Genomic DNA, 14,338 nt, shown 5'->3' with positions numbered 1-14,338 from the left:
AGTAAACAAAATCTTCATCTTTTTCTAATAATTTTGCGGCATGAAAATCGGAATTGTATGCTACCCTACGTTTGGTGGAAGTGGCGTCGTAGCAACAGAGCTAGGTAAGGCATTGGCAGATCATGGCCACCAGGTTCATTTTATTACTTATAGCCAGCCGGCCAGGCTTGATTTCTTTTCTGAAAATTTATATTACCACGAAGTTGCAGTCTCGCAATACCCTCTTTTCGATTATCCACCCTACGAACTGGTTCTTGCGAGCAAGCTGGTAGATGTGGTACGCCATGAAAAACTGGATATCCTTCATGTTCATTATGCCATACCACATGCATCTGCCGCTTATATGGCTAAACAGATCCTGGCTACTTTCGGAATTCATATTCCTGTTGTAACCACCCTGCATGGTACAGATATCACGCTGGTAGGAAAAGATGTGACCTTTAATCCCGTTGTAACCTTTTCGATTAATAAATCAGATGGTGTTACCGCTGTTTCGGAGCACTTAAGGAAAGCAACGTATGATCATTTCGATATCACGAATGAAATAGAGGTCATTCCGAATTTTATAGATCTTAACCGATTTTCTCATAAAGGGAAAGATCACTTCAAAAAGGCAATAGCTCCTAACAACGAAATGATCATGGTGCATACTTCTAACTTCCGTAAAGTGAAAAGGGCTACAGATGTGATCCGCATCTTTAAAAAAGTACATGAAACTATCCCCTCTAAATTATTAATGGTAGGGGATGGTCCCGAACGAGTAAACTGTGAACAACTTTGCCGGGAGTTTGGCATCTGCGATAATGTTCGTTTTTTGGGTAAACAGGATGCTGTGGAAGAAATACTATCGGTTGCCGACCTTTTTCTAATGCCTTCAGATACCGAAAGTTTCGGATTAGCGGCATTGGAAGCTATGGCTTGTCAGGTACCTGTTATATCCTCAAATGCAGGGGGGCTGCCTGAATTGAACATTCAGGGTGTAACCGGCTTTATGAGTAATGTAGGCGACGTAGCAGATATGGCAAAGAACGCTATCTATATATTGGAAGACCGTGAGCGTCTTGCTGAATTTAAAGCTAATGCGCTTAAGAGAGCAAAAGAGTTCGATCTGAGTATCATTTTGCCTTTATATGAAAACTATTATAAGCAGATCTTAGAGAAAAGCTTGTCTGTTTTATAACAGGTATCTCATCCTAATATAGCTATGCAAATCTACTTTTATAGTTATGGATTAATTAATTTAGGAGCAATTTACAGCGTATGCAAATAGGCAGATCTTCAAAAACGAATTTCAGGAATTACTTACTGAATTTCAGACAAACAGGAGCGTCGAGCGCTACCTTTTCTCCAGTCGCTTTTAGCAGTCCTGTTACTTTGTTCCTTTTAAACACGATGATTTCGTTGCTATTGTTATTGGCAACCAGCAAAAAGTTGCCTTTTGGATCAATTACAAAGTTTCTTGGCCCTTTACCTAAAGTTGATTGATGTCCTTTCAATGTGAGCATTCCTGTTGATGGATTTATGGAGAATATTGCGATGTCATTTGCATCACCTCTGTTTGAGCTGTATAGAAATTTTCCATCAGGGGATACATGAATATCTGCAGCACCAGTCTGCCCTGTAAATCCTTTGGCAACCATAGAGATGGTTTGGATTTTTTCCATCTTGCCTTGATCATTAGAGAACGCCAATACATTTCCTGTCATTTCCATGAGCGCATATACATATTTGCTATTGGGATGAAAATCCAGATGTCTTGGTCCGTCACCAGGCTCTACAGTTACGTAGGGAGGTTCTGCTGCTTTTAATGGTTCCGAAGAGCTGTTATTGTCAAAAGAGTAAACGGAGATCTTGTCGGTGCCCAAATCGCTAACCAATAGGAATTTCTGATCTGGGGATAAAATAGTCGAATGAACATGTGGTCCTTCCTGTCTGGATTTATTTACTCCACTTCCGGTATCTTGTATGGACTGAAGCAAATTGCCCAACGAACCATCGGGTAAAACTGAATATACGACGAGGTTACCCTGACCATAGTTGCCTGCAAAAACATACTTATTTGTAGCATCTACAGCAATATAGCAAGTACCACCTCCCTGAGCAGTTTTCTTATTGAGGAACTTTAATTTGCCGCTTAACTTGTCAAAGGCAAAAGAACTGATTGAACCATCATTGTCTTCATTTGTTGAATACACAAACTTACCATTGTTACTTGGTGTGAGATAAGAAGGATTCGAAACACCTGTAGCTTTATTCTTGGGACTTAACTTTCCTGTTGTGGAGTCAAAGTTGTAGACATAAATGCCTTCACTGTTTCCCTTGTTGGTATAGGTTCCTACTATCAGGTTCAGGTTTTGAGCAGATGCTTGATGTAGGGCGATTAGTGACATGATGATTAATAAAAAGGTGTTTCTCATAATAAGGTAGAATATGATGGTTAATGTATAAAGTTAACACATTAAGAGAATAATCAAATTTGTTTTATAACTATTTAAGCTGATGAGATTAACAGCTTCTGCTAAAAAAGTTCTGGCGAATTGCAGTACATTGAAAGAGTCGCTCCCGTAATAATTATAAGACAAAAAGCCCTCAAGATAACCCGCTTTTGAAAGCTTATATCTTGAGGGCTAGACACAGAATCCAATAATGGATTCTATTTATTTTATAAGATGTTTCAGTTGGATGATTTCTTTTTCGTCAAGGTATCTCCATCTTCCACGAGGTAAGTCTTTTTTAGTCAGGTTGGCATACACCACTCTGTCAAGCTTCACCACTTCGTATCCAAGGTGTTCGAATAAACGACGTACAATTCTGTTTTTCCCACTATGAATTTGAATTCCGATTTCTTTTTTAATTCCACCGGCAACGTAGCTGATTTCATCAGGCTTCATCATACCATCTTCAAGTTCAATACCATACGCAATCTTGTTCATATCGCCCTGGCTAAGATTCTTATCCAGTTCTACATGGTAAATTTTGGTGATGTTATGACGGGGATGAGACAGCTTATCAGTAAGATCGCCATCATTAGTCAGCAGGATTAAACCTGTTGTATTTCTGTCCAATCTGCCAATAGGATAGATCCGCTCTTTAGAAGCTTTGTCTACCAGTTGCATGATCGTTTTACGTTCCTGAGGATCATCAGTAGTGGTTAAATAATCTTTAGGCTTATTTAAAAGCACATAAGTCATTTTCTCACGTTTCAATGTTTCGCCGTTGTAACGGATTACATCCGTCATGGGATTTATTTTGAAACCAAGCTCATTGATGGCTTCACCATTCACGGTAATTACACCTGCTTCGATTAATTCATCCGCTTTTCTGCGTGAACATATACCAGCATTAGCAATATATCTGTTTAATCTTATTGTTGAATCAGCAGGTTGAGAGGGAGAATATGGTTTTTTCCTTGCACGAAGGTTTGAGCCTTCGATCTTTTCTTCAGAAGTCCATTTTCTATTTTCTCCACTATCTGTTTTGCGTTCTGTATTTCTTCCGTCATCAGCAGGTCTTCTGTCGTATGAACGGTCGCTTTGTGTTACGCTACCCGGAGTACGTGGTTTTCTATCTTCACCGTAAGGTTTTCTGTCCGCACTGTATGGTTTTCTTTCTCTCTTATCATCACCAAAAGCCTTCCTGTCATCACCAAAAGGTTTTCTATCCGAACTGAAAGGTTTCTTTTCGTAAGGGCGGTCGCCTTGTGGGCGGCTACTTGAAGGTCTATCTTCACCAAATGGTTTTCTGTCAGAGCTGAAAGGTTTTCTTTCGTATGGACGGTCGCTTTGTGGACGGCTGCCTGAAGTTCTATCATCTCCGGAAGGTTTCCTGTCAAAACTGAAAGGCTTTCTATCTGAACTGAACGATTTCTTTTCGTAAGGACGGTCGCCTCGTGGACGGCTACCTGAAGTTCTGTCTTCACCGTAAGGTTTCCTGTCAGAACTGAACGGTTTCTTTTCGTAAGGGCGATCGCCTTGAGGGCGGCTACCTGAAGTTTTGTCTTCACCGTAAGGTTTTCTATCTGAACTGAAAGGTTTTCTTTCGTATGGGCGGTCGCTTTGAGGACGACTACCTGATGTTCTGTCCTCACCGTAAGGTTTTCTGTCAGAGCTGTAAGGTTTCTTTTCAAATGGACGGTCGCTTTGTGTGCGGCTTCCTGTAGAAGTACTTCTTCTATCAGAACTGAATGATCTTTTGTCTGAAGAACGTTCTCCTCCGGCATTAAAGTCACGGCTTCTTTCTCTGGAATCTGTTGATCTATTTGCGTAAGGAGGGCGGTCATCTGTTCTCTTGCGATCACCTCTTTCATCAGACGATGGGCGATCTGATCTTCCCGGACGGTCACTTGTCGGTCTTTTACGATCACCGTCAAACTTTCTTCTTCTTTCTGTGTTCGTCTTGTCCGGACGTTCTGTTTTTGATGTTTTATCAAAACGATTGGTATTGAAGGACTTGTCGTCGCGACTTTTCCGATTATTATTCTCTGGCATACTATACTGCTAACCTATTTTTAATGGGGGGCAAAGTTAGTTAAAATAAATAGTTAAAGCCGTAATAGTGCAGATTAATTATTTATACAAAATTGCTCAGAATGAAGGCAATAAACGCCTGATTTCTAGGCAGTAGTGTGTAAGTGCTTGGTTATTAGATATATATTATGTATCTTTGTAATCTTTTTTATTTAAACATAGTAAGGAACGCATGATTAAGAAACATTTGATGGCGTGTTTTGCAGTTGTTATGATTATGATTTTAGCAAAAATCGGGGTCAGCAGAACTTCAGTAACATACGTTAATTCGTTTCCACAAAAAGTGGATGTCCCTTCTCCCCAAGAGGAAAAAGATTCATCTCCAGCATACTCGTATGAGTTTGCGAATGAAGTGATACCAGTTGAACGTTTAAAGGTATTCAGGAGAATGAATAAGTATTTGAAAGCCAATAGTTATGAGCATATTCAAACAGATCGGTTACATCATCAGGCAGCCCGTTGGTTTCCTATTATGGAACCCATCTTAAAAAGGTATGGCATTCCGGATGATTTCAAGTATTTGCCGCTAGTTGAAAGTGGTTTAAAGCGTGGTACCTCTGTTAAGGGTGCTGCCGGATACTGGCAGTTTATGCCAGGAACAGCACGAAGTTATGGACTGATTGTCAACGGTGATGTGGATGAAAGACATAATATGAAAATGTCCACTGCTGCCGCTTGCAGGTACTTAAAAGAATTGCATAATGAATTTCATAATTGGACTTTGGTTGCAGCTGCTTATAACTTAGGGGAAAATAAGTTACGTAAACGAATTAATACGCAAGGGCACAAGAGCTATTTTAAGCTCAAGCTGAATAACGAAACCGCTTCTTATGTATACAAATTAGTATCCATGAAAGAAGTGATTGAAAATCCGATTAAGTATGGATTTGCAAGCCGGAATAAAGAGCTGCTTGCCAAGGAAACAAGGCCTGAGCCAGTATATATTAATCCGGTAATAGAGCAAAATGCAATTTCAGCATTAAATCTGCTGCAAAAGCAGGAGTTATAGATTTATTTATTGAAGACCAACATGCGAAATCTGGGGAGAGATCGGCTTAAGGTCTTCAAGTAAACTGTAAAATTCTAAATCCAAGGCTTTATTTAATTTCTATTAAACGATCTTTACACCTTAATTTCAAGAGGTATTAATTAATGGATAAAAGCACACCTGATCTTGGCGAGCAAAGCGAAGTAGAGGTTTACGGAGCCCGGGTTCATAATCTAAAAAATATAGACGTTTCTTTTCCACGTAATCAGTTGGTTGTAATAACCGGATTAAGTGGCAGTGGTAAGTCCTCTTTGGCCTTTGACACCATATATGCAGAAGGTCAAAGACGATATATGGAAACCTTTAGTGCCTATTCCCGGCAGTTTCTGGGTGGCATGGAGCGGCCTGATGTGGATAAAATTTCCGGATTAAGTCCGGTTATTGCTATCGAACAAAAGACTACTTCTAAAAACCCACGTTCTACTGTGGGAACAATTACTGAAATTTATGACTTTATGCGCCTGCTTTTTGCCAGGGCAGGGGAAGCGTATTCTCATGTTTCGGGTAAAAAAATGGAGCGCATGTCCGAAGGACAGATGCTTCAAAGTGTATTACAGCAGTTTGACGGTAAGGCTATTGCTGTGCTGGCCCCGGTTGTAAAAGGCCGAAAGGGTCATTATAGGGAGCTCTTTGAGCAGATTCGCAAACAAGGGTATTTGAAAGTGAGAGTCGACGGCAAGATTGTTGATCTTACGCCTAAGATGCAGCTTGACCGTTATAAGATCCACGATATTGAAATGGTTATTGATCGGTTATATGTATCCCAAAATGATAGTAAGCGATTAAATACCTCCATACAGTCTGCCTTAAAAACATCTAAAGGAATTATCAAGATTGCGGATGAAGAACATAATGAATTCTTTTTCAGTAAATTCCTTATGGATCCTGAATCTGGGATCTCTTATGATGAACCGCAGCCTAATACTTTCTCTTTCAATTCACCTTATGGTGCATGTGAACGCTGTGATGGTTTAGGTACCATTTTCGAAATTGATGAATCGTCAATTATTCCTGATCCGAAGTTGAGCATCATGAAAGGGGGACTTGCTCCTTTAGGTGAATACAGGGAAACCTGGATGTTCCAGATGTTGAAAGCACTGGCAAAGAAGAAAGAGTTTTCTTTGTCTGATCCAATAGAAAAGCTTCCAAGGGAAGTTTTGGAAATGGTATTAAATGGATCGGATGAAATGATCACCGTTCCGGTGGCCTATAATAAGTGGAACGTTCAAAATTATCAGGTTACTTTTGATGGGATTATCAAAATGCTGGAAGAGCAGGCAGATAAAGGTGTAGATGATACGTCGAAGGATCTGGAAAACTTCCGGGTACTTCGTACTTGTCCGCTATGTCATGGTGCCCGCCTGAAGAAAGAGTCTTTAAACTTTCGCATCAGCGATAAAAACATCTATGAGCTTTCCTCAATGAGTATTATCCAACTGGGTAAATGGTTTGAGGATATAGAATCGAAGCTTAATGAGCGTCAGAATATTATAGGGAAAGAGATCTTAAAGGAGATTCGTTCCCGGATTGGTTTTCTGCTGGATGTAGGATTGAATTATTTAACCTTAAACCGGACGGCTAAAACGTTGTCGGGTGGGGAGGCACAGCGGATTCGTTTGGCTACGCAAATTGGGTCGCAACTCGTTAACGTGTTGTATATTTTGGATGAGCCAAGTATAGGACTGCATCAGCGGGACAATGCACGCCTAATATCTGCATTAAAAAATCTCCGTGATATAGGCAACTCTGTCTTGGTTGTCGAGCATGATAAGGATATGATTCTGGAAGCAGACCATGTAATAGATATGGGACCGGCAGCGGGTGTCAGAGGTGGCGAAGTAGTGGCACAAGGTACACCAGCAGAGGTGCGAAATGCAAAAACGCTGACTAACGCCTATCTTAATGGTGAAAAATCTATCGCTATTCCTGCGCAGAGACGTAAAGGGAATGGTCAGGAATTGGTATTGAAAAATGCGACCGGAAACAATCTGAAAAATGTAACCGTCAGATTTCCCTTAGGTATGCTGATTTGTGTTACCGGTGTTTCAGGTAGTGGAAAATCGAGCTTAATTGGTGAAACGTTATATCCTATTCTGAATCATCATTTTTTTCAGGGCAAAGAAAATACCAATGCCTTATAAGTCACTCGAAGGGCTTGAACATATTGATAAGGTTATTGAGATTGATCAAAGTCCTATAGGGCGTACGCCACGTTCTAATCCTTCTACCTATACAGGGGTGTTTTCTGATATCCGTAATCTGTATGTGGGTTTACCGGAAGCAAAAATTCGTGGTTACAAACCCGGACGTTTTTCTTTCAATGTGAAGGGTGGACGTTGTGAAACTTGTCAGGGTGCAGGCATGAAGGTCATTGAGATGAATTTCTTACCTGACGTACATGTGCCTTGCGAAGAATGTAATGGCCGGCGATACAATAGGGAAACCCTTGAAGTGCGTTATAAAGGCAAATCAATCAGTGATGTGCTGGATATGAGTATTGAAGAAGCTGTAGATTTCTTTGAACTTATTCCTTCTATTCATCGAAAGATTAAAACGCTGTTTGATGTAGGTTTGGGGTATATAAAACTGGGACAGTCCTCTACCACCTTATCAGGAGGAGAAGCGCAGCGGGTGAAGCTGGCGACTGAACTATCTAAAAAGGACACCGGACAAACATTCTATATTCTGGATGAGCCAACAACGGGACTTCATTTTGAAGATATTAATGTGCTTCTGGGCGTATTGAATAAACTGGTCGATCATGGAAATACGATTTTGGTGATTGAGCATAACCTGGATGTGGTAAAGGTATCAGACTGGGTAATCGATCTTGGTCCGGAAGGAGGAGATGCAGGGGGGGTAGTCCTTTTTGAAGGAACGCCTGATGATCTGGTAAAGGTTAAAAAGAGCTTCACCGGACAATTTTTAAAGATAGAAATGGGAAGATAAATATTGAGCTATGGAAAATATTTTAAGTGCAGCCCAAATGCGGGATACAGATGCCCATACCTGTACCACATTTAACTTATCCTCATTGCAATTAATGGAGCAAGCCTCACAATCTTTTGTAAAGGCTTTTTCCAGAACATATCCGGAGCGTTATCTTAAAATAGCGGTTTACTGTGGTACAGGAAATAATGGTGGGGATGGACTGGCTATTGCCCGGTTGCTTTACCAGGAGGGTTATAATCACCTGGATGTTAAAATAGCTCGCTTTTCTGATAAAAGCAGCGATGATTTCGACGCTAATCTCGTTGATATAGAATCAAGTCATATTCCTGTTGCTGAATTGAAGCATGCAGCTGAATTAGATGTGGAAGAGGCGGAACTCATTATAGATGCGCTGATAGGATCAGGCCTGAATAAACCTCTAGAGGGTGAGTTAAGGATGTTGGTGGAGAAGATCAATAAGCTCGATAAAGTAGTTGTTGCTGTAGATATTCCTACCGGTTTTAAATCAGAGGGTGCTATGAAGCTGTCAGATACAGTTCTGGTTGCCGATCTGGTTATTTCTTTTCAGCGGGCAAAAGTGAACTTTTTTTTGCCAGAATCTGCTGGTTTTATCAGAGAGATTAAGGTGGTGGATATTGGTTTAAATGAGCATTATATTCAGTCACTGCAAACGCCTTATTACCTGATTACACAAAAAGATATCACATCCCGTTTAAAAAGAAGAGCTAAATTTACACATAAGGGAACTTATGGACATGCGCTAATCATTGCTGGGGCGCCTAAAACGATGGGTGCCGCACTTTTGAGTGCAGAAGCCTGTATGTGTACCGGAGCCGGTTTAACTACAGCCTGTGTCCCCGAAGAGGGTTTAACCGCCTTGAATACCAGGGTGCCTGAGGTTATGGCTATTTTAAACGAAAATGTGAATGAGGATTTGACATGGAAAACCTATCAGGCTGTTGGTATTGGCCCTGGAATAGGTTCCTCTCCAGAAAGTCTGGCCTTACTTACAAAAACATTAAAAGAGTATAATAAACCGGTAGTGATTGATGCAGATGCGCTTAATTTAATTGGGCAGCATCACGAATTGATGCAGATTATTCCTGAGGGATCTGTTTTAACGCCTCATGTAAAAGAATTTGACCGGTTGTTTGGGGAGCATGTGAGTTGGTGGGATAGGGTCGTAACAGGCATAGACAGGGCGAAGACTATGGGTTGCACCATACTGCTTAAAAATCAGTACACGATGATTTTTACGAGAGATGGAAAGTGCTTGTTTAATCCTACAGGCAGTCCGGCAATGGCCAGTGGAGGTATGGGCGATGTTTTAACAGGGATAATCACCTCCTTTATCGCCCAGGGTTACAGTCCGGAAGACGCCGTAATATTAGGCGCTTATATTCATGGGGCAGCTGGAGAAGAAGGAAACGATTATGTTGTTCCTGCTTCAAGTTTGATCAAAAGGCTGCCTGCCACTATTGCAACGAATTATAGTACCTGATCAAAAGACTACCAGCCTTTATCGTAGCAAATTATAGTACCTGATCAAATAGGTGTTTCTCGGCGTGATAAGAGGAACGGACAAGTGGGCCGCTTTCTACATACTTGAATCCCATTTGCTGTCCTATTTCTTTATATTTAGCAAACTGATCGGGGTGGATCCAATCCATTACAGGGTGATGATTTTTGGAAGGCTGAAGATACTGACCTATTGTAAGCACATGAACGCCTGTATCTGCAAGATCCTGCATGGTTTCAATTACATCAGCTTCTGTTTCGCCTAAACCTAACATGATACCCGATTTTGTACGTAATCCAAACTCAGAAATCCTGTGCAGGGCTTCCATACTTCTGTCGTATTTGGCTTGAACACGAACCTGTTTGGTTAACCTTTTAACTGTTTCTATGTTATGGGAAATCATTTCAGGGCGTTCTTCGCATACTCGATATAAGTTATCCCAAATTCCTCTGAAGTCTGGAATCAAAGTTTCCATGGTAGTGGCAGGACTTTCTCTTCTTATCGCACGTATGGTTTCAGCCCAAATGATTGAGCCTCCATCTTTCAGATCATCGCGGTCAACAGAAGTAATAACGGCATGTTTGACGCTCATCAATTTGATAGAGTTGGCAACCCTATTGGGCTCATCCAAATCAACAGCAAGAGGTCTTCCTGTTGAAACGGCGCAAAATGAGCACGACCGGGTACAGATATTACCAAGAATCATAAAGGTAGCAGTACCGGCACCCCAGCACTCACCCATATTAGGACAATTGCCACTTTCGCAGATGGTGTGAAGTTTATGAGTATCAACTAATCCTCTTACATTTGCGTATTCTTTTCCAACGGGTAGTTTAACCCGTAGCCAGTTTGGTCTCCTTTGAGATTGGTTGGCAGGTATTACCGGCAATTCGATCATGTTGCAAATGTAAATATTTAGACCTTAGATAATGGTCATCCCTCAGTGCAATTTGACAATTGAGAGAGATTTGATTGTGATTTATGTGAAGCCGCTATGGGATGTAGGGGGTTAATCGATATGTGCAGCTGCTATTTCACCAGAAATTTCCCCATGCGAGGCGTGATAAACACACTTTCCGTCCTTAATAAGAAGCAATTGTGGGGACTCGTGATACACATCAAAAGTCTTAGCTATTGCTGCAGAAAGGTCACGGTGTTTAATTAAGTCCAGAAAATATAAAGGAGTTTCCTGGGGAAGGGCATCCTTGTCGAGCTCAAATCTTTTCTTAGCCATCATGCTAATTGGGCATCTGGTACTGTGCTTAAATAAAATACTATAGCCGCTAATGTGTTGTAAGTCCTGTAGTTGTTGTGTGGTTTCTAGTTGTATCCAGTTCATAGGTATAAAGTTAAAATACAAGGTTGAATTTTATCTGCGTGATTTTGGGTAAGAGTTATATGCTGGGCATATTTTGTTTGAACACGATTGAAAAACTGTGCATGCAGTAATTAATAATAAGAATAGTATTGTAACTCTTTTCATGATGTTAAAATAAGAAAACTATCTGATCAACAGTATTCTAATTGATAATTATTTAAGTAAACGTTGCAAATCGGCCATAAGTATAGCAGAAGCTGCTGCTTCGGTTCCTTTATTGCCATGTTTACCACCCGCTCTTTCTTGTGCCTGTTCTAAATTCAACGTAGTTAACACGCCGAAGATCACCGGTATAGCATGTTTAATGCCTACATTGCTGATGCCATTTGCTACGGCATTGCAAATATACTCAAAGTGAGGAGTGTCGCCCTGAATAATGCAGCCCAAACAAATTACGGCGTCTACTTGCTGTGTGTTTAATACCATTTCTGCAGCTACAATCAGTTCGAAACTGCCGGGTACAGTAAAGGAAAGGATGTTTTCTGGGATTGTACCTTGTTGAATCAGCATATCATATGCACCCTGATACAAGGCACCGGTAATATCCGCATTCCATTGTGCGGTAACAATAGCAAACCTGAACGATTCAGCGGATGGAATTGTGGTATGTGAAAAGTCGGAAAGATTCTTGAGATGAGTTGCCATAGGAAACAAATGAAAATGGCTACCTTTTAGATAACCATTTAGTAATTTATATTGCTCAGTGTTTATAAACGAGCTTCCGCACGTGCAATGTAAGTATCTATAACAGAGGCTTCAAAGCTAGTGGAGTAATTTTCTTTAATCTTTTTATAGGTATCAGCAGCAGATTTAAATTCTTTCTGCTCTTCGTAAACAAGACCTAGCTTTTTTAAGAAAAGAGGAGAAGTAAAGTTGTTGTCAGATTTGCTTGCTGCTTTTTTGTAGTAGGTAATTGATTTATCATACTGCTTTAATTCAGAGTAAGCATCACCTAACATGCCTAAAACCAATGGATCGATGACGATACTACCCGTGCTGCTATAGTTACCTAATGCATCAATAGCTTTTTCGAATTCACCCTTTTGAAGGTATAAACCACCCAGATAAGCGTTGGCAAGATTAGCAGATTTAGTGCTGGAGTATTCGTCAGCTATCGTTTCAAAGCCCGGATAAGAACCATCACCTTTAATAGCTCTGTCTGCTAAAGAATCAACTGCTAAGTATTCTTCTGCTTTAAACATTTCATTTGCAGCCGTTTCTGCACGGGGTGCTAAGTAGAATTGTTGATACCCGATGTAAAGTAAAATAAGTGCTACTATTGCTCCGCCGATAACAGCCAGACTTTTCTTGTTCTCCTGCACAAAGTTCCCTGGGTTTGTCAGCATATTTGATTGAGTTTTAGTATCCATTTGATTTGTCGCCATTTGCGTAAAATTGAAGTTTGCAAAAATACGTTTTTAAGGGTTACTTACAAGTGATTGTAGAAAGAAAAAACTTAAATTGTTTTTGAAAGATTAACTTTGTCACTGATAGTATGTGGCTGGAAAAATTATCCCTATTAAATTTTAAGAATTATGAAGAGGCCGAATTGGCCTTATCGCCTTCTGTTAACGCCTTTACGGGTGATAATGGAGCAGGTAAAACCAATCTTCTGGATGCGATTCATTATCTTTCACTTTGCAAAAGTTATTTTAATCCTATAGACTCACAGCAAATCAAAAATGCTTGTGATTTCTTCATGATCCAGGGTGTTTTTGACATGGATGGCTCAAATGAGGTGATATCCTGTTCGCTAAAGCGCAATCAAAAAAAGCAATTTCGTCGGAATAAGAAGGAATATCAGCGATTGGCCGATCATATCGGTCTCTTTCCATCTGTCATGATTTCCCCTAATGATGTCAGCATTATTATAGAAGGAAGTGAAGAGCGTCGTCGTTTTATCGATAATGTGATTTCTCAAACCGATGGACATTATCTGGATGAATTGATTATTTATAATAAAAATCTGCTCAACAGAAATGCTTTATTAAAAAGGATTGCGGAGAGAGGTCAGTATGATCCGGAGTTAATGGAGGTTATTGATGATCAGATGATCGCATCAGGAGAAAAGATATTTGAAAAACGCAAGGCTTTTATGTCTGTGTTTATTCCCGTATTCGAAAAGCATTATAAATACCTGACGGAAGACGCTGAACAGGTTGAGTTAATATATGATTCTCCCTTGTTTCATGATGAGTTTGCGGGATTGTTGAAAAAATCAGTGGAGCGTGACCGTTTTCTTCAGCGTACCACAATGGGCATCCATAAAGATGATCTTAGCTTCAGCGTAAATGGGATGCCAATGAAGAAATTTGGCTCACAAGGGCAGCAGAAGTCATTTCTTATCGCTTTGAAGTTAGCTCAGTATAGTTTTTTGCAGTTGAAGAAAGGATATAAGCCTTTGCTTTTGCTGGATGATATTTTTGATAAGCTGGATGACAAGCGGATTAAGAAGTTGATGCAGATGGTGTCGCATGATGATTTTGGACAGATCTTTCTGACTGATACCAACAGGGATCGTATTGAGGGGATCTTTGAAGGTATTGGAGTTGGGTTAACTATATTTGAGGTAAGGAAAGGAGTGGTACAAAATGAGGAAACCGAATGATAAGCCAATTAAAGAGGCAATAGAACAGATGTTGCGGGTATATAAGCTAAAAAGGAAGTTTGATGAAACCTCACTTGTAGCGGCATGGCCGGAAATGATGGGTCCAGCTGTAGCTAATCGTACCCGTCAGTTATATATACGTGACAAAAAATTATTTATCCGTGTTGAGTCTTCTGTATTGAAGAATGAATTGTTGATGATCCGTTCTCAGATATTGGATAAGATGAATGAGCGGGCAGGTGCGGATGTGCTGGAGGAAATTGTGTTTTTATAAAACAAGGCCCTTTGCCAGACCTTGTTTATACTA

Annotated in this window: 11 protein-coding genes and 1 pseudogene; 6 read left to right on the top strand and 6 right to left on the bottom strand. The window is 40.3% G+C overall.

Features of this window, described 5'->3' with window-relative positions; genetic code table 11:
• Nucleotides 1-40: 40 nt before the first annotated feature.
• Entirely contained in the window at nt 41-1,180 is a 1,140-nt protein-coding gene (bshA, locus tag ADIARSV_RS19245) for an N-acetyl-alpha-D-glucosaminyl L-malate synthase BshA (RefSeq protein WP_016197349.1), read from the top strand.
• A 118-nt stretch (nt 1,181-1,298) separates the two neighbouring features.
• On the opposite strand, the gene ADIARSV_RS19240 is transcribed toward bshA, so the two are convergent.
• Entirely contained in the window at nt 1,299-2,417 is a 1,119-nt protein-coding gene (locus ADIARSV_RS19240) for a lactonase family protein (RefSeq protein ID WP_016197348.1), read from the bottom strand.
• A 240-nt stretch (nt 2,418-2,657) separates the two neighbouring features.
• Nucleotides 2,658-4,487 carry a pseudouridine synthase gene (locus ADIARSV_RS20865; protein WP_083936620.1) on the bottom strand — a complete coding sequence of 610 codons (1,830 nt, stop codon included), beginning with the start codon at nt 4,485-4,487 and terminating at the stop codon, nt 2,658-2,660.
• A gap of 211 nt (nt 4,488-4,698) precedes the next feature.
• Between ADIARSV_RS20865 and ADIARSV_RS19230 the strand changes: the two genes are divergently transcribed.
• From ADIARSV_RS19230 to ADIARSV_RS19220, 3 genes and pseudogenes are all read left to right on the top strand, one after another.
• Entirely contained in the window at nt 4,699-5,535 is an 837-nt protein-coding gene (locus tag ADIARSV_RS19230) for a lytic transglycosylase domain-containing protein (protein WP_152439954.1), read from the top strand.
• Between the two features lie 143 nt (nt 5,536-5,678).
• Nucleotides 5,679-8,523 (top strand): annotated as a pseudogene (gene uvrA / locus ADIARSV_RS19225) (excinuclease ABC subunit UvrA).
• Between the two features lie 10 nt (nt 8,524-8,533).
• Nucleotides 8,534-10,027: a bifunctional ADP-dependent NAD(P)H-hydrate dehydratase/NAD(P)H-hydrate epimerase gene (locus ADIARSV_RS19220; protein ID WP_016197342.1), complete on the top strand. Its 1,494-nt coding sequence runs from the start codon at nt 8,534-8,536 to the stop codon at nt 10,025-10,027.
• Nucleotides 10,028-10,058: 31 nt separating this feature from the next.
• Here ADIARSV_RS19220 and lipA read toward each other — a convergent pair whose 3' ends face one another.
• The 4 genes from lipA to ADIARSV_RS19200 all read right to left on the bottom strand — a co-directional run bounded on the left by lipA (nt 10,059) and on the right by ADIARSV_RS19200 (nt 12,808).
• Nucleotides 10,059-10,943, bottom strand: coding sequence for a lipoyl synthase (gene lipA / locus ADIARSV_RS19215; RefSeq protein ID WP_016197341.1), 885 nt, complete (start codon nt 10,941-10,943; stop codon nt 10,059-10,061).
• Nucleotides 10,944-11,054: 111 nt separating this feature from the next.
• Complete coding sequence (gene ytxJ / locus ADIARSV_RS19210) at nt 11,055-11,384, bottom strand: bacillithiol system redox-active protein YtxJ (protein ID WP_040300711.1); 330 nt, start codon at nt 11,382-11,384, stop codon at nt 11,055-11,057.
• A 192-nt stretch (nt 11,385-11,576) separates the two neighbouring features.
• Entirely contained in the window at nt 11,577-12,068 is a 492-nt protein-coding gene (ribH, locus tag ADIARSV_RS19205) for a 6,7-dimethyl-8-ribityllumazine synthase (protein WP_016197339.1), read from the bottom strand.
• A gap of 62 nt (nt 12,069-12,130) precedes the next feature.
• On the bottom strand, nt 12,131-12,808 hold the full coding sequence (locus ADIARSV_RS19200; RefSeq protein WP_016197338.1) for a tetratricopeptide repeat protein: 678 nt from the start codon (nt 12,806-12,808) through the stop codon (nt 12,131-12,133).
• A 110-nt stretch (nt 12,809-12,918) separates the two neighbouring features.
• Between ADIARSV_RS19200 and recF the strand changes: the two genes are divergently transcribed.
• Nucleotides 12,919-14,031 carry a DNA replication/repair protein RecF gene (gene recF, locus ADIARSV_RS19195; RefSeq protein WP_016197337.1) on the top strand — a complete coding sequence of 371 codons (1,113 nt, stop codon included), beginning with the start codon at nt 12,919-12,921 and terminating at the stop codon, nt 14,029-14,031.
• On the top strand, nt 14,015-14,305 hold the full coding sequence (locus ADIARSV_RS19190; RefSeq protein ID WP_016197336.1) for a DUF721 domain-containing protein: 291 nt from the start codon (nt 14,015-14,017) through the stop codon (nt 14,303-14,305). Before recF ends, ADIARSV_RS19190 begins: the two co-directional genes overlap by 17 nt.
• Nucleotides 14,306-14,338: the final 33 nt, after the last annotated feature.

Source organism: Arcticibacter svalbardensis MN12-7, assembly GCF_000403135.1.
In the GTDB taxonomy this organism is placed as follows: domain Bacteria; phylum Bacteroidota; class Bacteroidia; order Sphingobacteriales; family Sphingobacteriaceae; genus Arcticibacter; species Arcticibacter svalbardensis.
The sequence above is the reverse complement of the archived record's forward strand: the minus strand, read 5'-3'. Positions and strand labels throughout refer to the sequence as shown.